General features: G+C 73.1%; 10 protein-coding genes. 8 read left to right on the top strand and 2 right to left on the bottom strand.

The features are described 5' to 3' along the window. Window positions 1–197 precede the first annotated feature (197 nt). From ACZ3KP_RS35780 to ACZ3KP_RS35755, 6 genes are all read left to right on the top strand, one after another. Window positions 198–1,403 (top strand): glycosyltransferase, encoded by a 1,206-nt coding sequence (locus ACZ3KP_RS35780; RefSeq protein WP_467504733.1) that lies wholly within the window; start codon window positions 198–200, stop codon window positions 1,401–1,403. A 302-nt stretch (window positions 1,404–1,705) separates the two neighbouring features. Beyond that, a complete protein-coding gene (locus ACZ3KP_RS35775) occupies window positions 1,706–5,710 on the top strand; it encodes a non-ribosomal peptide synthetase (RefSeq protein WP_467504732.1) in 4,005 nt (1,334 codons plus the stop codon). Beyond that, on the top strand, window positions 5,707–15,105 hold the full coding sequence (locus ACZ3KP_RS35770) for an amino acid adenylation domain-containing protein (protein ID WP_467504730.1): 9,399 nt from the start codon (window positions 5,707–5,709) through the stop codon (window positions 15,103–15,105). Before ACZ3KP_RS35775 ends, ACZ3KP_RS35770 begins: the two co-directional genes overlap by 4 nt. A 25-nt stretch (window positions 15,106–15,130) precedes the next feature. Further along, window positions 15,131–16,003 (top strand): TauD/TfdA dioxygenase family protein, encoded by an 873-nt coding sequence (locus ACZ3KP_RS35765; RefSeq protein WP_467504728.1) that lies wholly within the window; start codon window positions 15,131–15,133, stop codon window positions 16,001–16,003. Between the two features lie 188 nt (window positions 16,004–16,191). Continuing rightward, window positions 16,192–16,722, top strand: a complete 531-nt coding sequence (locus ACZ3KP_RS35760; RefSeq protein ID WP_467504727.1) for a MarR family winged helix-turn-helix transcriptional regulator — start codon at window positions 16,192–16,194, stop codon at window positions 16,720–16,722. 35 nt (window positions 16,723–16,757) lie between these two features. Then, entirely contained in the window at window positions 16,758–17,258 is a 501-nt protein-coding gene (locus ACZ3KP_RS35755; RefSeq protein WP_467504725.1) for a GNAT family N-acetyltransferase, read from the top strand. An 80-nt stretch (window positions 17,259–17,338) separates the two neighbouring features. Here ACZ3KP_RS35755 and ACZ3KP_RS35750 read toward each other — a convergent pair whose 3' ends face one another. Next, on the bottom strand, window positions 17,339–17,653 hold the full coding sequence (locus ACZ3KP_RS35750) for a WhiB family transcriptional regulator (RefSeq protein WP_467504723.1): 315 nt from the start codon (window positions 17,651–17,653) through the stop codon (window positions 17,339–17,341). A 280-nt stretch (window positions 17,654–17,933) separates the two neighbouring features. Here ACZ3KP_RS35750 and ACZ3KP_RS35745 point away from each other — a divergent pair, with 280 nt between their 5' ends. Continuing rightward, window positions 17,934–18,575 carry a DedA family protein gene (locus tag ACZ3KP_RS35745; RefSeq protein ID WP_467504869.1) on the top strand — a complete coding sequence of 214 codons (642 nt, stop codon included), beginning with the start codon at window positions 17,934–17,936 and terminating at the stop codon, window positions 18,573–18,575. A 171-nt stretch (window positions 18,576–18,746) separates the two neighbouring features. Next, a complete protein-coding gene (locus ACZ3KP_RS35740; protein ID WP_467504721.1) occupies window positions 18,747–20,144 on the top strand; it encodes a glutamate decarboxylase in 1,398 nt (465 codons plus the stop codon). Between the two features lie 10 nt (window positions 20,145–20,154). Here ACZ3KP_RS35740 and ACZ3KP_RS35735 read toward each other — a convergent pair whose 3' ends face one another. Beyond that, window positions 20,155–21,072: a TIGR01777 family oxidoreductase gene (locus ACZ3KP_RS35735; protein WP_467504720.1), complete on the bottom strand. Its 918-nt coding sequence runs from the start codon at window positions 21,070–21,072 to the stop codon at window positions 20,155–20,157. Between the last annotated feature and the right edge of the window lie 102 nt (window positions 21,073–21,174).

Below are 21,174 nucleotides of genomic sequence, written 5' to 3'. Positions count from 1 at the left end.
GCCGATGGGGGATCTTGCACACCTCGCCGAGCACAGACTGCCCAGAGCCGGCCGACACCGAACCTCGCGCCGGAATAGTCGAGTTGACCGACGTGAGCACCTGCGGTGGCGCTACCCGACGATCACCCACGCCCCGCGCCGCGCGACCTACACTGCTGCCGCCGGCCCCAACGAAAGCCGATGAAAGAGGACGCACGATGCGGGTGCTCTTGTCTACATACGGGACACGTGGCGACGTCGAACCGCTGGTGGCGCTCGCGGTGCGGCTACGGGCGCTCGGCGCGGAGGTGCGGATGTGCGCCCCGCCGGACGAGGAGTTCGCCGAGCGGCTCGCAGGCATCGGAGTGCGGCTGGTGCCGGTCGGGCCCCCGGTCCGGGAGCTGATGCGCGGGAAGACCCTGCCGTCGGCGGCGGATCTGGCCCGCTACCGCGACGCGTTGGTGGAGACCCAGTTCGACACCTTCCCGACGGCGTTCGACGGATGTGACGTGGTGGTGGCCGCGGGCCTCGGGCAGGTCGCCGCGCGATCCGTGGCCGAGGCCGCGGACATCCGCTACGTGTACGTGAGTTACGCGGCCGTCCACCTGCCGTCGCCGCACCACGCGCCACCGCCACGGCCGGGCTGGCCGGAGCCGGGGGCCGCCGACAACCGGACGCTGTGGGAGTCGGACGCCCGGAGCGTCGACGCGCAGTTCGCCGGGGCGCTCAACGGCCACCGGGCGGCACTCGGTCTGCCACCGGTGGGCAGCGTGCGCGACCACATCCTCACCGACCGGCCGTGGTTGGCGGCGGACCCGGTCCTCGGAGCGTGGCCGGGGGCCCCGGGTCTCGACGTCGTGCAGACGGGCGCCTGGACCCTCGCGGACGAACGCCCGCTCCCGGCGGACCTGGAGAGCTTCCTGGACGCGGGCGCCCCGCCGGTCTACGTGGGCTTCGGCAGCATGTCCCCGGCGGAAGGCGTCGGCGGCATGGCCGTCGAGGCGATCCGCGCCCTGGGCCACCGCGTCCTGGTGTCCCGCGGCTGGGCGGACCTGGATCTCGTCGACGACGGCGACGACTGCTTCGCCATCGGCGAGGTCAGCCATCAGAACCTGTTCCGCAAGGTGGCCGCCGTGGTCCACCACGGCGGCGCGGGCACGACGCTGACGGCGGCACGGGCCGGAACGCCGCACGTGGTGATACCTCTCCGGCTGTCGGACAACCCGTACTGGGCGGGCCGGGTGGCGGCACTGGGCCTCGGTGCGGCCCTCGACGCTCCGACCACGACCGTCGCGTCCCTGGGCGCCGCCCTCGAGTCCGCCCTGTCGCCCGAGACCGGGGCGCGCGCGAAGGCCCTGGCGAGCCGGCTCCGCACCGACGGGGCGGAGGTGGCCGCCCGCCGGCTGGTCGACGAGTCATGGTGAGCCGGTTCCAGGCAAACCCCTCGATATCGCGCGCCGCGCGCAAACAAATACCGCCGCGGAATGGGTGTGGCGTTGGTCACGGTTGACCATTCAATCGAAGCGCATTTAGCATCAACGGAAATGAGCCACCGCTTCTCCCCGCCCTCCGCGCTGCCCTCATAGTGGCGCGAAAAGGGCGTTGACCAGGCCGGACAGTCGATCGCCCGCTGCGATCCCACCGCAGAGACCCAGCCCCGCAGGCAATTTCCCCGAACTCACTTCGACTGCTTTGCGCCGTGCTCAATTCCCGGGAAGGGTAATCCGTGTCTTTACCCCGAATCGCAGTCGGTAATCATTCCGGCGAAGAATCTCCGGCAGAGGCAGAATCCGCTCCTTTGTCATTGGCGCAGGAGCGCCTGTGGGTCATGGCACGCATGGACGGAGAGGCCAGCGCCGCCTACAACGAGCCCATGCCCTTCGACATCCGGGGTCCGCTGGACCGGGATCTGCTGATCGAGGCGCTGCGTCTGCTCGCGGCCCGGCACGAGGCCCTGCGCACCCGGCTGGTGCCCTGCGGGGGTTCGGCTCTCCAGGTCGTCGATCCGCCGGACAGCGGGTTCCCGGTGGCCTTCGAGGATCTGACGGGGTTGCCGGACGCGGCCGACCGGTTCACGCGCATCCGGTCGGAGGTCGAGGGCACCCCGTTCCGTCTCGGCGAGGAACCCATGGCGCGCGGCTGCCTGTTGGCACTCCGGCCCGACCATCACGTACTGATACTGACGGTGCATCACATCGTCTTCGACGGCTGGTCCCGCTCCCTGCTGCTGCGCGAGCTGGGTCTGGTGTACTCCGCGCTCCAGCAGGGCCGGGACGCGTCGCTGCCCGAACTGACCTGGCAGTACAGCGACTACACGCGCCGGCAGTGGGAGTGGATGGCAGGGGACGAACCCGCCTCGCACGCCGACTACTGGACCGCGGCACTGGCGGACGTCCCCGCCGTGATCTCCCTGCCCACCGATCGGCCCCGGCCGCCCGAACAGGACTTCCACGGTGACCGGTTGCCCGTGTCCGTGGACGAGGACCTGACGCGGGCCCTGCGCGCGCTGGCCTCGGACAACGATGTCTCCCTCTACGCGACCGTCCTCACCGGCTGGTCCGTGCTGCTGTCCCTGCTCTCCGGGCAGGACGACATCGTGGTCGGCGCTCCGACGTCGAACCGCCGCCGCGGGGACGTCGAGAACCTGATCGGCTTCTTCGTCAACACCCTCGCCCTGCGCGCCGACCTCTCCGGCTCGCCCACCGTCAGCGACGCCCTGAAGCGGGTGAACCAGCGGATCCGTGACGCCCTCCAACACGTCGACCTCCCGTTCGAGCGCGTCGTCGAACTGGTCAACCCGCCGCGGAGCCCGGCCTGCACGGCGTTGTTCCAGACCATGTTCGCCTGGGTCCCCTCCATGCGGAGGGAACTCGAACTCCCCGGTCTGGAGGTCGAACTGCGGGAGGACGCCGCTCACGTTCCCGCGAAGTTCGACATGGTGCTGGCCCTGGCCGACGAGGGCCGGCAACTCACCGGGGAGATCGACTACGCGGTCGCCCTCTTCGACCGGGCGACGATCGAACGGTACATACGGCAGTTCCTCCGCGTGCTGCGGCTCATGACCGAGCGGCCCGACGCCGGGATCGCCGACCTGACGCTGCTCGACGAGGACGAACAGCGGGCGCTGCTGGCCGACTTCAGCACCGGACCCGCCGTGACCGGCCCGGCGCAGGGCGTGCTGGCGCGCTTCGCCGGGCAGGTCCGCGAGCGCCCCGGGCAGTGCGCGGTGGTGGCCGGGGACGCGGAGCTCGACTACGCGGCACTCGACCGCCGGGCCAACCGTCTCGCCCATGCGCTGATCGCTCGTGGTGCCGGTCCCGACCGTGTGGTGGGCCTGCACGCCGGACGCACCACCGATCTCGTCGTCGGAGTGCTCGGCATCCTCAAGTCGGGCGCCGCCTACCTGCCGCTCGACCCCGGCCAGCCCCCCGAGCGGCTCACCGCCATGGTGAGCGACGCCCGACCGGTCCTCGTGCTCACCGACCGGAGCGACATCGCGGACCACGGCGGACAGCCCTGGGAGCACCTGGCGGAACTGGAGGCAGCGGGAACGCGGGACGAGGCACCCGCCGTCGACGCGGACCCGGCCCGGCTGGCCTACGTCATCTACACCTCGGGGTCGACCGGCCGTCCCAAGGGCGTGGCGGTGACGCACGGCAGCGTCGTCAACCTCCTCGACCACTGGCGCGAACTCATGGAGGACGCTCCCGGAGAGGCGGCCTCGGCCTGGTCGAGCATCGGCTTCGACGCGTCGGTGCACGAACTCCTCGCCCCGTTGACCACCGGCGCCGTCCTGCACCTGGTGCCCGACGAACTCCGCGGAGACCCGGCGGCGTTGCTGGACTGGATGCGCGAACGCAAGGTCACCCAGGCGTTCCTGCCCCCGGCCTACGTCCTGTGGATCGGCGAGGATCCCGCCGCGCGCCTGGCCGGGTCCAGTCTGAGCCGGCTCCTCACCGGAGTGGAGTCGCTGCCGGAGAGCACCCTGTACCGCATGCGTGAGCTGCTGCCCGGTCTGCGCGTCTGCTTCGGCTACGGCCCGACCGAGGCCACGCTCTACTCCACCGCCTACACCGACCCGCAGCCGTACGAGCGGTCGTGTCCCATCGGCCGGCCGCTGCGCGGCACCCGCCTGTACCTGCTCGACCGGCGGATGCGGCCGGTGCCCGTGGGAGTCACGGGCGAGGTCCACCTCGGCGGGGCGAGTCTGGCCCGTGGCTATCTGAACCGCCCCGACCTCACCGAAGAGGTCTTCGTGCCCGACCCGTTCGTCCCCGGTGAACGCCTGTACCGCACCGGTGACCTGGCGCGCTGGCTGCCGGACGGCAACGCGGAGTACGTCGGCCGCCGCGACGACCAGCTCAAGCTCCGCGGCTTCCGGATCGAACCCGGCGAGGTGGAAGCCGCGCTGCTGGCGGTCCCCGGCGTACGGGAGGCCGTCGTCCTGGCCGATCGCGACGCACCGGGCGGCCCCCGGCTGGTCGCCGGCGTGGGGTGCGGCGCCGAGACCGCACGGCTGCCGTACGAGTGGCGTGCGGCCCTCAAGGACCGTCTGCCGGACTACATGATTCCCGCCGTGGTGGCCGAGTTCGAGCGGCTCCCGTTGAACCGCAGCGGCAAGGTCGACCGGGCGGAGGTGCTGCGCGCCGCGGCCGGAGCCCACGCGGGGCAGGTCAACACGGCCGCGCCCCGTGACCACGTGGAAATGGCCCTGTACCGGGTCTGGCGCCGGGTGCTGCTGCACCCGGACATCGGGGTCGGCGACAACTTCTTCGAGCTGGGCGGCACGTCGATATCGGCGATCAAGATGGCGGCCGCCGTCCAGGAGGAACTCGGCGTCGCCCTGCCCGTGCGGGAGGTCATGCTGCACCCCACCATCGAGGCGCTCGCCGAGCGGGTGCGCGGTGACGGCGGCGCTGCGCGGTCCGCGGAACCCGGCAGCCTGGTCGAGTTCCGTGCCGGGGACGGCCGGCAGCGCGTGGTGTGTGTGCACCCCGCCGGCGGCACCGCGTTCTGCTATCTGCCGCTCGCCGCCGAACTGGGCGACGAGGTCGGCGTGGTGGGGCTCCAGGCTCCCGGCATCAATCCCGGCGAGCCCCTCCTGCCCGGGGTCGGGGCGATGGCCGAGGAGTATCTGCGGCTCGTCGCCCCCCGTGCCGACGAGGCACTGGTGCTGTGCGGGCTCTCCTACGGCGGCCTGGTCGCCTACGAGATGGGCCGCCTCCTGGTGGCGGCCGGGCACCGGAAGGTGAGCGTGGTCCTCCTCGACACGCACGGCGCCCAGGACGACGGGCAACGCGCCGCGATCGCGCCGGTCGGCATGGCGGAGTTCCGGGAGAAGCTGGTGCGCTTCAACGGCATGTACCCGGGGATCGACGACGCCCAGGTGGCCCGGTACCTGAACGTCTACAACCACCATCGCGAGACGGCGCGCGACTACACCGTCCCCGAGACACCCGCCCGCGTCGTGCTGTTGCAGGCCACGGCCGTGGCGGGCGAGGACGCGGACGCCGAGGACGCCGCCGCTCGTCTGCGCGCGTTCTGGCGGCAGCGCGTCGGCGGCGGGTTCGTGGTGGAGCCGGTCGCCTGCGGTCACTGGGACATGCTGGAGAGCGACGAACTGCCCCGGGTCGCCGCCGTCCTCACCGCCGAACTGAACCGGCTGACCACCGCACCCGGCCGGGGCGAGCCGGAGCGCACCACTCCTTCAGACACGTCGGAGGCACGATGAGACCGCGCGACGTGGCCGAGGACGTGAGTGCCTCGGCCGGCACAGCCCTCGATGTCCACCGCCGAGCCCTTCGCACCCCACGCGCAGAGGCCGTCGCCGACGGTGACGTGACGCTGGACTACGCGACGTTGAACGCGGCGGCCGCCGCCGTCGCGCGGGAGCTGGAGCGTCGGGGCGTCACCGCGGGGCAGGCCGTGGCGGTGGCGCTGCCGCGGTCGTGGCGACTGGTCTGCGTGATGCTGGGCGTGCTGCGGCTGGGGGCGCGGGTCGTGCCCCTCGACACGCAGAGTCCCGCCGAACGCCGTCACTTCGTCCTCCGGGACTCGGCCGCGACCGCCCTGGTGTACGAGACGGCCGAGAGCGCCACGGAGCTGCCGCAGGACGTGCGGGCGGTCGCCGCGGACGCGCTGCTGCCCGGCCCTCCGGACGCCGCTGCCGCCGTGCCGGAACCGTCCGCTCCCGGCGAGGTGTCCTTCCTGTTCTACACCTCCGGAACGACCGGGCAGCCCAAGGGAGTCGAGGTCCGTGACGCCGGCGTCCGGCGACTGGCGCGCCCCGGCTACATCCGCGTGGAGCCCGGTCTGCGCTATGCCTGCCTGGCGAATCCGGCGTTCGACGCGCTGAGTTTCGAAGTCTGGGTGCCCCTGCTGACCGGTGGCTGCTGCGTGATCCTGCGCGACGGGGACGTGCAGAGTCCCGAGCGGCTCGCGGCGGTGCTGGAACACGGGCGCGTGGACACCGTCTTCATCACCACGGCGCTGTTCAACGCGGTGGTCACGGCCGTACCGCACTGCTTCGCCGGGGCGGCCGAGGTGCTCGTGGGCGGTGAGCAGCTCGACGCGGGGGTGATGCGCCGCTGGTACCGGGACAACGCGGGCAGCGGTACCCGCCTGTTCAACGTCTACGGTCCGACGGAGTCCACCACCTTCGCCCTGTGCCATGCGATCCCCCGGGACTTCGACAGGGACGTGGTGCCGATCGGCCGTCCGCTGCCGGGGACCGGTGCGGTCGTGGTCGTACCCGGCCGGGAGCGGGTCGCCGCGCCCGGTGAGGTCGGCGAACTCCTGCTGTCCGGGGCCGGGCTCGCCGCCGGATACCGCAATCTCCCCAAGGAGACCGAGCGGCGTTTCGTGCGGCTGCCGTGGCTCGACGGCGGCGACGAACGGTACTACCGCACCGGTGACCTCGTACGGGCCGACGACGAGGGCCTGGTGGAGTACGTGGGACGCACCGACCGCCAGGTCAAGGTCCGTGGCTTCCGGATCGAGCCCGGCGAAGTGGAACGGCGTGTTCTCGGCCACCCGGCGGTCCGGCGGGCCCACGTGTGCACGCGCCGCGCGGGCCGGGAGGGGCCCAACGAACTGCTGGCGTTCGTCGTCCTCGGCCAGGAACTGTCCTACGAGGAGTTCGACCGCCACCTGGTGACCCACCTGCCGGTCTACATGCGCCCCCACCAGATCCACCTCGTGGCCGAACTGCCCCTCAACGCCAACGGCAAGGTCGACCAGGCCGCGCTGCTGCGCCGGGCCGGCCGGCCCTGGCGGCCCACCGCGCCCGATTCCGTCCCCGGCCCCGACGGACCGGCCGTCACGGAGACCGGGCGTCAGGTCGTCGAGCTGGCCGAGGAGGTGCTCGGCACCACCGGCCTCGGGCTCGGCGACCGGTGGATCGCCGCCGGCGGCGACTCGTTGAAGGCGCTGCGGTTCTGCTTCGCCGTACGACAGCGCTGGGGACGCGAGCTGCCCCGGGCGGCTGTCCTGCACGGTGACCTCGCGTCGGTGGCCCGGTACCTCGACACGCCACCTCCCGCCGCGGAGAGCGCCCTGCCGGCACCGGTGGTCTCCGGGGCCCGCCGCGCGCCCGCCACCAGCGAACAGCAGCGGCTGTGGCTGATACAGCGCCACTCCCCCGGCTCGCGGGCCTACTCGGTCAACCAGGCCTTCCAGGTGGACGGCCCCGTCGACCCCGCCGCCCTGCGGCGAGCGCTGCGCGGCCTGGTGGTACGCCACGAGGCGCTGCGGACCGGCTTCGTCCTCGGTCCGGACGGCCTGGAGCAGACCGTCGGCGAGCCGTACGACCCCTGGCACGAGCCGGGCCCCCTGCAGGACTGGGACGAGGAGGAGGCGCACGCCTTCGCCGACGCGTTCTTCGCCGAGCCCTTCGACCTCGCCGCTCCCCGCATGCTCCGGGCCTGCTGGCTGCCACGGGCCGGCGGCGGCACGCTCCTGCTGCACCTGCACCACATCGCCGTGGACGGCTGGTCGTTGGGCATCCTGCTGCACGACCTGACGGCCGCCTACGCCGGGGAAGACCGGCCCGAGCCACCCGCTCCCACCCCGCTGGACTTCGCCGCCTGGCAGGGCGACCGGTTCTCGAGCGCGGCCTACCAGCGGCAACGCGACGAACTCCTCGCGTTCTACCGTGGCTGGGAGGAGCCGCAGGAGCCGCTGCCCGCCCGCGACGCCGGCCCGGCACCGCGGGCGCGCCTGCTGCACACCACGCTCGACGTCGTCCGCCGGGCGCAGGTCGACCAGCTGTGCGCCGAGTTCGGACTGACCCGGTTCCAGGTCCTGCTGAGCGTCTTCTCCTGGTGCCTGTACGGCGTGACCGGCCTGGTCCGCCCGCGCATCGCCGCGCCGGTCGCGGGCCGCCCGGTGCGCGAGTTCGAGAACAGCACGGGCATGATGGCGAACACCGTGCTGCTGCCCCTAACCGTCGCGCCCGGTGCGGACCTGCGCACGCATCTCGACCGCACCGGAACCGGCACGGGGCAGGTGCTGGGGCGTCAGGACGTGGCCTTCGCGGACGTCCTGACCGGCTGGGAGGGCGTCGGCGACGGCGCACCGGACGGGACACCGTTCGACTTCCTGTTCGTCCTGGAGAACACCGACTTCGGGGCGCTGCGGCTGCCCGGCTGCGTCCAGCGCCCGCTGTGGTGGGCGGCGCCCGAGGCCAAGTGCCCGATGACGGTCTCCGTGGTCGAGCACCCGGACGGACTCGACGTGCTCTGGGAGTACGCGGAGGACCGTTTCACCGACGAGGACGTCGAGGCGATGGCGGAGCTGTTCCGGCGGGGCGTGGACGCGCTCGCGGCCGGTGGCCGCCGCACCGCCCGCGAACTCGTCGAGCCGTACCGGCGGTCGCTTCCGGAGCACGGGCACGGGCCCGCCCCGGAACCCGGCTTCACCACGGTCGCCGAAGGCTTCGCCCGGCAGGTCGCCCGCGTTCCGGACGCCACCGCCGTCGTCACGGCCGACGGCACCACGCTGAGCTACGCGGCCCTCGACGCCCGGGCCGCGGCCCTCGCCGCGGAGCTGGCCGACCGCTACCCGGTCCCGGCCGACGGCAGTCCCTGCCGGGTTGCCCTGTACCTGGACCCCTCCCCCGAACACGTGGTGGCGCTGCTGGCCCTGGCGAGGCTGAACGTCACCGCCGTCCCCCTCGACCCGTCGTACCCGGCCGACGTGCTGCGCCGCGTCCTGGCCCGGATCGACCCCCTGTGCGTGCTGACCGCACGGGACAGCTCATCGACCCTGGACACGCTGCTCCCGGACGGTGTGGCGCGCCACCTCGTCCGCGCGCCGGACCCGGCGCCACCACGGGGCGAGGGCACGAACGCGTCGTACGACGGGCACCCGGACGACCGGCGCAGCGCCGGCACGCCGACGCACGACGGCGCCCGCCCCCTCTACACGCTGTTCACCTCCGGCTCCACCGGCGTCCCCAAGGGCGTGCAGATCCAGGACCGTACGCTGTGCGACCTGATCAGGTGGCAGTCCGGACCCGGCGGCCTGACCGCCCCCGCGGCCACCCAGCAGTTCTCGATGCTGGCGTTCGACGTGTCCTTCCAGGAGATCTTCGGGACGCTGTGCACAGGGGGCAGTCTCCATCTCGTACGTCCCGAGTGGCGTCAGGACGTGCCCGCGCTCCTGGACCGGCTGGACTCCTCCGGCGTCGAGCGGATCTTCATGCCCTACGTGGCCCTGCAACTGCTCGCCGAGTACGCCGTCCGCCTGCACAGGTACCCCTCCAGGCTGCGCGAAGTGGTCACCGCGGGCGAGCAGTTGGTGTGCACCGACAGCATCCGGCGCTGGTTCGCCGGGCTGTCCGGCGCGCGCCTGTTCAACCACTACGGGCCGACCGAGACCCATGTGGTCAGCGCGCTGTGCCTGGCGGGAGACCCGGGGCGGTGGCCCGAGCGGCCCGCCGTGGGGCGCCCGGTGGCCGGCGCGGATCTGCGGGTGGTGGACGCCCAGGGCGACCCGGTCCCGGCCGGGTGCACCGGCGAGCTGCTGATCGGCGGCACCATGACCACCCGCTGCTACCTCGACGACCCCGCGTCCGACGGCTCCGCGTCCGACGGCCCCGCGTCCGACGACCCCCGCTTCGTCGAAATCCCCGGCGCCGGACTGTTCTACCGCAGCGGTGACCGGGCGTTCTTCGACCGTGCGGGTCTGCTGCACTTCGCGGGCCGGGACGACCAGCAGGTCAAACTGAGCGGGCACCGGCTCGAACTCGGGTCGGTCGAGGCGGCCCTGCTGCGCCACCCGGCCGTGGTCAACGCCGTGGTCGCCCGTGACGGCGACGGGCTGACGGCGGGCCTGGAGGTGCGGGGCGAAACACCGTCCGCCGACGAGCTGGCCGCGCATCTGTCCGCCCTGCTGCCCTCCTACGTACGCGTGGACCGGTTCCGCAGGCTGGCGCGACTGCCCCGCACCCCCAGCGGCAAGCTGGACCGGCGGGCTGTGGTCCGGGCGCCGGGGGAAGAGATACGCCGTTCCGCGGCCGTCCGCACGGGCCTGTCGGCCGAGGAGGAGCGGCTCAGCGCCGCCTTCGAGGAGGTCACCGGGGCGCCGATCGCACCGGACCAGACGTTCTTCGAGGCGGGTGCCTCCAGTCTCGCCCTGATGCGCTTCCACCTGCGCTGCACCACAGCACTCGGCCTGCGCTTCAGCGTCGCGGACCTCTTCGAGCACGTCACCGTCCGCTCCCTGGCCCGCCACCTCGCCGCCCCCCGGCCGCTCCCCGGGCCGGCCGCGCAGGAGGACGGGACCCCGCTACCCGGCGAGCCGATCGCGGTGGTCGGCATGGCCGTGCGGGTGCCCGGCGCCCCGGACCTGGCCGCCTTCTGGGAGCTGGTGGTGTCCGGCGGCACGGGAATCCGCCGCGTCGACGCGCCGGACGGTGTCATCGGCGTGCACAGCACCCTCGACGGCATCCTCGACTTCGACCCGGGCCACTTCGGCATCAGCCCTCACGAGGCCCGCCTGATGGACCCCCAGCAGCGCCATCTGCTGATGGCCGCCGTGCAGGCCCTGGCGCACGCCGGAGTGGCGGACACCTCGGCCACCCGGGTGGGCCTGGTGGCCGGTGCGGGCGAGAACACCTACTTCCAGTCGCTGCTGCGCGAGGCGGACCCGGGCCGGCTGCCCGACGGCTTCCAGCTTGCCCTGCACCACGACAAGGACTTCCTGGCCACGAAGGTGGCGTACCACCTCGGGCTGACCGGCCCCGCGTTCAGCGCCCAGACGGCCTGCTCCAGCTCGCTGGTCGCCGTGCACCTCGCCGCCGGCCTGCTCCGGCAGGGCGAGGCCGACGCGATGCTCGCCGGAGGTGTGCTCGTCGACCCCGGGCTGACCGGCGGGTACCGCTACCGGCCGCAGCACATCTTCTCCGCGGACGGCGACTGCCGCCCCTTCAGCGACGACGCCACCGGCACGGTCGGCGCGAGCGGCGTCGGGGTCGTGGTCCTGAAGACGCTGCGGCAGGCACGCCGCGACGGCGACACCGTCTACGCGCTCGTCACGGGCTCCGCCGTCAACAACGACGGTGCGGCGAAGATGAGTTACACCGCGCCGTCCCTGGCCGGGCAGCGGGAGGTGATCCGGACCGCCCTCTCCCGCGCCGGACGCGCGGGCGCCGACGTCGGCTATGTGGAGGCCCACGGCACCGGCACCCGGCTGGGCGACCCGGTCGAAGTGGGGGCGCTGCGGCAGGCGTTCGACGTGCGGGAGTCCGGCCGCTGCGCGCTGAGCTCCGTCAAGAGCCAGCTCGGCCACATGGGCGCGGCCGCCGGTGTGGTGGGCCTCGTCCGCGCGGTCCTCGCCGTGCACCACGGGACGCTCCCGCCCAGCCTCAACTTCCGTGCCTTCAACCCGGAGATCGGCCCTGATCCCACCCCCTTCCACGTCCCGGCCGAGGCCGTGCCCTGGCCCGGGGGGCGTGCACGGGTGGCGGCCGTCAGCAGTTTCGGGATCGGCGGCACCAACGCCCACGTCATCGTGGAGCAGGACACCACGCCCGGACCGGCGGCGGCCCGCGAGGCACCCGGGTGCCTCGTGCTGTCGGCGTCCAGCACGGACGCCCTCACCGCCGACGCCGCCCGGATCGCCGCCTACCTCCGGCTCAGGCCCGAGCGCTACGGGGCGGTGCTGCGTCACCTCCAGTCCGGGCGGGTCCCGCGCCGTCTGCGGACCGCGGCGGCCGTGGCGGACGCCGCCGAGGCCGAGCAGTGGCTGCGCGCGGTGGCCGCGGGAGCGGTACCGCCAGGTACGGCGGACCCGGACGCCGTGACGGTCTCCGCGACCGGCCGTACGGCCCAGGACCTCGCCGAGGACTGGATCGCCGGACGCCCTGTCGACTGGGGACCGGGCTCCGCGCCGGCCCCCTGGGACTTCCCGCCCCCGTCCTTCTCCCTCGCGACGTACGACTTCGACCGGCTGTCCGAGCCTGTGCCCGAGCGCCCGTCCGAGGAGACGCGCAGGGAGCCACGCGAGGAGGTGCGTGAGGTCCCGGCCGCCGCGCCCCGGCGGTTGTCCCAGGACGACTGGCTGCACCAGCCGCACTGGGTCCGGCTGCGGCGCGCCGCCGTCGCGGACACCACGGGGCCGGCCGACCGCGCGTCCGTCGTCGTCGTGGCCCCCGGGAACACCCCCGGGACGGCGCTCGCGCCCTTCAGGGCGGTGGCGTCGCGCGTGATACGGGTGCACCCGGCCGGCGCCTTCGCCCGCACGGGACCCGACACCTACGCCGTGGACCCCGCCGACCCCGCGTCCGTGCGCCTGCTGCTCGACGCGCTGGCCGAGGACGGTGCTCCGGTCTCCGTCGACACGGAGTGGGTGCACGCCCTGCCCCTCGACGTGACGGGCCCGGTCGGTACCGGCACCCTGGCCCAGGCCCGTCACACCTGCCTGGACAGCACGGCCGCGCTGGCGCAGGCGCTGGCCGGCCGGGACGGCTCCCCACGCGTGTGGTGGCTGTCGTACGGCGCCCGGCCCGTGACGGGAGCGGTGGACAGGCCGGAACTGGCGCTCCTCGCCGGGCCGGTCGAGGTCGCCCACCAGGAGTCCGCCCTGCGCGGCCACTGGCTCGACCTCCCCGACGGCGACCTCACGCGCTGGGCCGGACACGTGGCCGCGGTCGTCGCGGGAGCACGTACCGCCGGGCAGTCGGCCGGGCAGGGCGACGAGCCGGCCCTGCCGCGCCAGCTCGCGCTGCGGCAGGGTTACTGGTGGCGGCCGGGCACCGTGCCCGTACCGGAGCGGGAGCCGGTGGGTGAGCGGTCCCTCGTGCCGGCCGGAGCGGACACCGTCCACCTGGTGCTCGGCGGCACGGGCGGTATCGGCCGCGCCGCCGCCGCCTGGTTGCTCGAACACACCCGGGGCCGAGTGCTGCTGCTGTCCCGGAACCCGCGGCTGCCCGAGGAGTTGCACGGCTGGGCCGACCGCGTCGGTCTCGTCCCGGCGGATCTGGCGGCTCTGCCCGTGCACGAGGTGGCGGCGGCCGTCGCCTCGTGCACGGCGCGGCTGGACGGCGTCGTGCACGCGGCCGGTCTCGGCCACGGCGGCCTGCTGGTACGACGCGACGCCACCGCCATGCGCGACGCCGCCGCGGTCCGCGAGCGGGGCGCACTCGTCGTCGAGCACCTGATAGGAGCCTTCCGTCCGGAGATCGCGGTCTACTGCTCCTCCATGTCCGCGCTGCTCGGCGGTGTCGGCCAGAGCGACTACGCGGCGGGCGCGAGCCTCCTCGACGGCTTCGCCCACCACCGGGCCACCGAGACGGAGACGACCGTCCGGATCGGCATCGACTGGGACATCTGGCGCGAGACCGGAATGGCGGCCCGGGTCCTGCGCACGGACAGCCGCCACCAGGCCCACCTGGCGGTCGGCCTGACCGCCGAGGAGGGCAGAGCGGTCTTCGGCCGGGCCCTCGCCCTGCAACTGCCGCAACTCCTCGTGTCCACCACCGACATCGATGTCTCCCGGAGCTTCTACGCTCCCGCCGGGACCGCGGACGGATCCTCGGGAACCGCATCGGCGCAGCCGACGGCCGCGGCGGGGGAACCCTCCGCCGCCGGTGGATCCGTGGTGCGCGCGGAGGCCATGGCCCGGGTGGTCCGGGATCTGCTCGGCGTGGCCGAACTGGACCCCGAGGACTCCCTCTACGACCTGGGCGCAGACTCGCTGACCCTGATCACCCTGATCGCGCGGATCGAGGACGACTACGGCGTCGAGTGCGACCTGGCCTCCTTCAGCCACCAGGTCAGCCTCACGGAGATCCTGAAACACATCGAGGCGGCCCTCACCACCGACGAGCCCCCCGCAAGCGCCTCCCACGTCGGCCTCGACATCTGGCAGGAGGGCACCGGTCCGTCCGTCCTGTGCCTGGTGCATCCCGTGGGCGGAGACGTCCAGGCCTACCGCTCCCTGGTGGCGGCGCTCGGACCCGCGCCGACGGTGTGCCTCATCGCCGACCCGGCACTGCGCGGCACCGGGACGCCCGCGTGGTCGCTGGCCGACCGCGCCCGCCACTACGACACGGCCCTACGTGACCGCTTCGGCGGGCCGGAGCACCGGCTGCACCTGGCCGGGTGGTCCTACGGAGCCCGGGTGGCGATGGAGATGGCGGCCCTGGCCGAGTCGGCGGGCCGCCCACCGGAGGCGCTCTACCTGCTGGATCCGCCCCCACCCCGGGCAGAAGCGCTCGTCGCCGCCTACGACGAGGCGCACCTGGAGAGGGTGTTCGCCGCCGAACTCGGCGCCGGCGGCTCCGCGCCGCCGACCGATCACGCACAGGCGTACGCCGAGAGGCTGGCCCGCTGCTGCCGCGCCAACCTGCGCAGTCTCGGGGAACACCGGGTACGGCCGCTCGTCTCGGTCCCCACGTACCTGTGGCTGGCCGAACACCCCACGGCGGGCCTGCCCGTCCCCACGGACCCCGAGCGGCCGGACCGGCAGTGGACCACCTGCCTGCCCCCGTCCGCCGTCCTCGGGTATCTGCCCACGGACCACTACGGCGTCGTCGCGGCTCCCCACGTGCACGAGGTGGCCGAGACCATCAGGGCGACGCTGGCGCCCCCGGGTTCCGGGACCCCCGGGACCGCCCACCTGTAAACCCCATCCCGCTCAGGAGGTTGCCTTGGAGTCATACGAACGCGAAGCCCTGGAAGCGGTGACCACGCGTCCCGTGCACCCCTACCGCACGCTGACCGTCGAGCGGATCACCCCCGTGCTGGGGGCCGAGGTCTCGGGTGTCGACCTGTCACAGGAGATCCCGGCGGAGCAACTGGAGGAGATCCGGACCGCCTTCCGCGACCACCACGTCCTCGTCTTCCGCGACCAGACGATCACCGCGGAGCAGCACAAGCGCTTCGCCGCCACCTTCGGCGAGCTGCGCCCCGTCAACCCGCCGCCGCCCGAGGGCGATCCGTACATCCTGGAGATCCGCACCACCTCGGCCGCGGCGGACGTGGCGGGCAACGGCTGGCACGCGGACGGCACCGCCGACGCCGAACCGTCGCTCGGGTCGATGCTCTACATCACCGAGACACCGGAGCCGGGGTGCGGCGGGGACACCCTCTTCGCCAACATGCACCTCGCCTACGAGATGCTGTCACCGGCCATGCGCGGCCTGCTGGACCCGCTGACCGCGATCCACGACGGCGCGCAGGCGCTGGCCGGGTACACACCGCCCGCGGACTACGTCATCCCCAAGAGCGAGCACCCGCTCATCGCCCGGCACCCGGAGACCGACCGCAGACTCCTGTACGTCAACAAGGCCTACACCAGCCGGATCCCGCAGCTCTCCGCCGACGAGAGCCGGGCCCTGCTGGACGTGCTCTTCGACATCGTCGCCCGCAGGCCGGTGCTGCACTGCCGCGTCCGCTGGACGCCGGGCACCCTGGTCTTCTGGGACAACCGCTGTGTCCAGCACCATGCGACGTACGACTACTACCCGTACGCCCGCTATGGGCAGCGCGTCGCCATCAACGGTGGTCCCGTCAAGGGCTGATGCCCAGGCCGGGGTGGGGTGGGGCGGGGCGGGGCGGCGGGCAGGACCCCGGTCCGCCGTCCGACGCCGCACCCGCCCGGCGCGACCGGCACGAGCGGCGCGACCGGCACGAGCGACTGCCGCTCGACATCGACGCGAGGATCGACGCGAGTTCGGCAGGGCGCGCGCGGACACGGCATGATCAGGGGATGGACGCCGTGGAAGACCCGAAAGGCGGTGGGGACGTGGACGAGCGGACGGGGATCACGTCGCCGGCGCAGGCCGCGAACGACCCTCTGGTGCTGGCCTTCGGCAGACTGCAGGGGGCGGCGAACCGGCTCGGGTACATCCTGGGCCGGGACCTGAAGCGGCAGTGCGGTATCACGCACCTCACCTTTGAGGTGCTGCTCATTCTGGGCCGGGCCGGGGGTGCCGGGCTCTCCATGCGGGCCATCGCCCAGGAGCAGGTGCTGACGACGGGCGGCGCGACCCGGTTGGTGGACCGGATGGAGGCGGCCGGGCTGGTCGAGCGCGTCGAGGATCCCGACGACCGGCGCGGAAAGCTGGTGTCCCTCACCGAGCTGGGAGCGCGGACCAGCGTGCGCGCGGCGCGGCTGCACGTGGAGAACATCCGCCGCTATTTCCTGGAGCCGCTGCCGCCCGAGGACCGGGAGCGGTTCGCGGAGGACCTGCGCATCCTGAGCCACTCGGCCCGGGACATCCTGCCCCGGCTGCCGTGAAGGGTGTCGACACGGCGGCGTGCCATGCTGGCGGCATGACGAACCGACGCGAGGTCGCCATCGTCCGCTGGGCAGGTCAGGACCCTGGTGACGAGGGCGGGCCGGCCGCGCTGCTGGCGGCCTACCACCTGCAGACGCAGGCCGAGAAGGGCGAGGCCGTCGCGGATGCCGACGGGTTGCCGGACCGCTACCGGGCGGAGGTCCTGGACCCGCGCGCCGCGTTCGCCGACGATGTCGTGCTGCTGGCGTCGAGTGGGGGCACCGCCGTCGGCTGCCTGGTGGTGACCGCTCCCGTCGACCGACGGTGCGAGCTCAAGCGGCTCTGGACCGCTCCCGCGTTCCGGGGCCGTGGCATCGCGTCCGACCTGGTCGACGCCGCGCTCGCCCATGCCGCGGACAGCGGTGTCGGCACGGTACGGCTGTCGGTCTGGCAGTGGCGGGCGGCCGCCATCGCCCTGTACGAGCGCCTCGGCTTCACCGTCACCGGCTCCTGGGACGCACGGGACCGACTGGTCTGCATGGAACGCGCCGTGTGACCGCGACCGCGCGCGTATCCTCCGGGGGGCAAGGAGCGTGGCCGTCCCCGTGGGAGGGACGGTGGGGGCGGGTGGCCCGCTCAGCAGGCCTGCTTGCGGAGGTGGTCGGCGGGGCGCTCGTGCTCGGTGCGCGCGGCCTCGAGAAGGAGCCGCCAGGAGGTCACCGTCGGCCGGCGTCGCAGAAGACCGCGTCTGTCACGCTCTGTCATCCCGCCCCACACACCGTGCTCCACGCGATGATCCAGGGCGTAGGCGAGGCACTCGGTGCGTACCGGGCACCCCGTGCAGACAGCCTTCGCCCGGTTCTGGGCGGCCCCCTCGACGAACAACTCCTCAGGGTCGGCGGTACGGCACTTCGCCCGCGCCTGCCACTCCTCGCCAGCACTGACCGCCATGGTGCCGTCCCCTCCCGTTCCCATGCCACCCGCCACGTCGGCCGGGGCGATCCAGCGACCGTACGCCTCTTGTCCCGACCACAGGATTCTCTGTCCGACAGCAATCCGATCGGGTGACGGCTGCATTGACAGCAGCCGACATGGCGCTACGTCGCACTCGGCGGCCTCGCCGGTCGAGTGCCCTGGGGTGGTCGATTCATTCCGTCGCCGAGGGTGTTGCGGAGGTTGTCACGGGACACTTGGGGGGAGGCGGTCGGCGAACAGGGTGGAGGCGAGCGTGGTGATTGCCGTCAATCCGACGGACAGCGCCTCGCTGCTCGCTGCCTTCGGAGCGCTGGGCGTGCTGGCGGTGATCTTCGCCGAGTCGGCGCTGCTGGTCGTCGGGTTCTTCCTGCCGGGCGACACGCTGCTGTTCCCGGCGGGTGTGCTGTGCGCGGCGACCGCGGACCGGCCGCCGCGGCTCGAGCTGTGGCAGGTGCTGGTGTGCGCGGCCGTGGGCGCGGTGGCGGGCGGACAGGTCGGCTATCTGATCGGCCGGCACGGCGGCCGGCCGTTGCTGGCCCGGACCTCCCGGACGCGGGTGCGCGAGGGCGCCGCCCGTGCGGAGCGGCTGCTGGCCCGCTACGGCTACGGCAAGGCGCTGGTGATCGGCCGTTTCGTGCCGATGCTGCGCTCCGTGCTGCATCCGGCGGCCGGGGCGCTCGGGGTGCCGATGCGGCCGTTCACCCTCTGGCAGAGCGTCGGCGGCGTGGTCTGGTCCCAGAGCTTCGTCCTCGCCGGGTACGCCCTGGGTTCCTCGGTCTCCCACATCGACGACTGGCTGCTGCCACTGGTCGGCGTGATCGTCGTGCTCTCCTTGGTGCCCCTGCTGGTGGAGGCCCGCCGGGCACGCCGTGGCCGGACGGGTCAGGGCCCCCGGTGAGGCGACGGCGGTCGGCCATGGCAAAGGCCAGTATGCGCGAGGGAAAATTCAGTTCATCAGTGCGCAAATCGATCGCTGGATCGGTGTAATCGGCAGACATGTCGCACCGCGTGGCGATCTAGCGTCGGAGTGCACGGGGGCCACCACGGACCAGAAAGCACCGAGGCACGCATGCCCATCCCGAATACCGACGTCCTCCCGAATACCGACGTCCTGCCCGCGACCGAGTTCGACACCCTGACCGCTTCCGCCGCCGACCTCCTGTCGCCCGTCGACGAGCTGCCCGAGTCGGCGGCGTCGCCCGACCTGGTCCTGCGGCGGGTCCGCGACGAGCTGATGCTCGACGGCAACGCCCGGCTCAACCTCGCCACCTTCGTGACGACCTGGATGGAGCCGCAGGCACGGCAGTTGATGGCGGAGACCGCGGAGAAGAACCTCGCGGACCGCGCCGAGTACCCGCAGATCACCGCGATGGAGGAGCGCTGCGTGCGGATGCTCGCCCGGCTCTGGCACGCGCCGCGTCCGGAGCAGGTCCGCGGCTGCTCCACCACCGGCTCCAGCGAGGCGGCCATGCTCGGCGGCCTCGCGCTCAAGCGCCGCTGGCAGGCGCGCCGTCGCGCCCAGGGCAAGGACACCGCGCGCCCGAACCTGGTGATGGGCGCGAACGTCCAGGTGTGCTGGAAGAAGTTCGCCAACTACTTCGAGGTCGAGCCGCGTTACGTCTCGATGGAACCCGGCCGCTACCACCTCACGCCCGACACCCTCACCGCGTACTGCGACGACAACACCATCGGCGTGGTCACCGTCCTCGGGTCCACCTTCGACGGCTCCTACGAACCCGTCGCCGACATCTGCATGGCCCTGGACGGCTACCAGGCCACCACCGGCACCGACATCCCCGTGCACGTCGACGGCGCCTCCGGTGCGATGGTGGCCCCCTTCCTCGACCCGGGCCTGATGTGGGACTTCCAGCTCGAACGCGTCGCCTCCATCAACACCTCGGGACACAAGTACGGGCATGTCTTCCCGGGCCTCGGCTGGGCCCTGTGGCGGGACGCCGACGCCCTCCCCGACGACCTGGTCTTCGAGGTCGACTACCTGGGCGGCCGTTCCCCCAGTTTCACCCTCAACTTCTCCCGTCCGGGGGCCCATGTCGTCGCGCAGTACTACAGCTTCCTGCGCTACGGCTTCGAAGGGCTGCGGAACCTGGCGACCCAGAGCCGTACGACGGCCCGTGCGCTCGCCACCCGCATCCGCTCCATGCCTCCCTACGAGTTGATCACGGACGGCTCCGAACTGCCGGCCTTCGCCTTCCGGTTGGCGCCCGGCACGCAGGGCTTCACGGTCTTCGACGTCTCCCACGCCATGCGCGCCCGCGGCTGGCACCTGCCCGCCTACGCGTTCCCCGCCCCCTGCCAGGACGTCACCGTCCTGCGCCTGGTCGTACGGACCGGGTTCACCGCCGAACTCGCGGGCATGTTCATCGCCGACCTGACGGAGGTCACCAGGCAGCTCCACGCGGCCCCGCACACCCCGACCTCCCTCGTCCAGCCCCTCAGCCCGGCCTGATCCACCGAGGTCAGCGCCCCTGGCCCTGCTGGAGGGCCGTGCGCAGCGCGTCGTCGATGCCGGGGTACCGGAAGGTGAAACCCGCTTTCAGCAGACCGTCCGGAACCGCGCGGCAGCTGCCGGTGATGCCTTCCGAGAACTCACCGAGGACGGCCCTCAGGGCGAAGGCGGGGACGGCGGCGAGGGTGGGCCGGTGCAGGATCCGGCCCATCGCCCGGGTGATCTCACGGTTCGTCAGCGGTGCGGGGGCCGTGAGGTTGAGAGGTCCGCTGATGTCGTCGTGGTCGATCGCGTACCGCAGCGCCGCGATGTGGTCGGGCAGCGAGATGAACGGCCAGAACTGGTCGCCGGAGCCGAGCCGGCCGCCGAGTCCGAACCGGAAGAGCGGGAACAGCTTGCCCCAGGCGCCGCCGTCGGCGGAGACCACGAGACCGGTCCGCGGGTGGACGACCCGGACGCCGGCTCCCGCGGCGGGCGCGGCGGCGGCCTCCCAGCCCACGCAGACCCCGGCCAGGAAGTCGCTCCCGGCCGGGTCGGACTCGGTGACGACCCGGTCGCCGGTGTCTCCGTAGTACCCGGTGGCCGAGGCCGAGACCAGTACCCGGGGCGGCCGGGCGGCCTCGGCGCACGCCTCGGCGACGGTCCGTGTCCCGGCGAGACGGCTGAGCCGGATCTCCCGCTTGTACGCCCCGGTCCAGCGCCGGTCGCCGACGCCCGCGCCGGCCAGGTGCACCACGGCGTCGACACCGTCCAGGACGGCCGGGTCCAGCCGCCTGCCGGGCTCCCAGAGTGCGCTCCGGGTGCCGTCGGCGGTCCGGGGCGCGGTCCGGCCACGGGTGAGACGCAGCACGTGGTGGCCGTCGGCGAGAAGGGAGCGGGTGAGGGCGGAACCGATGAGTCCGGTGGATCCGGTGATCGCGACGCGCATGACGTTCTCCGATGAGCGAATGTTTGAGAGTTCAAACTCTCGCTCGTCAGCCTACGCCGTCCGGCTGTCGGCGGAAGGTAAGCGCCGGCCGTGGCCGGCACC

The sequence above is a fragment of the Streptomyces sp. NPDC020958 genome, from assembly GCF_055562175.1.
This window is presented reverse-complemented; position numbering and strand designations above follow the sequence as displayed.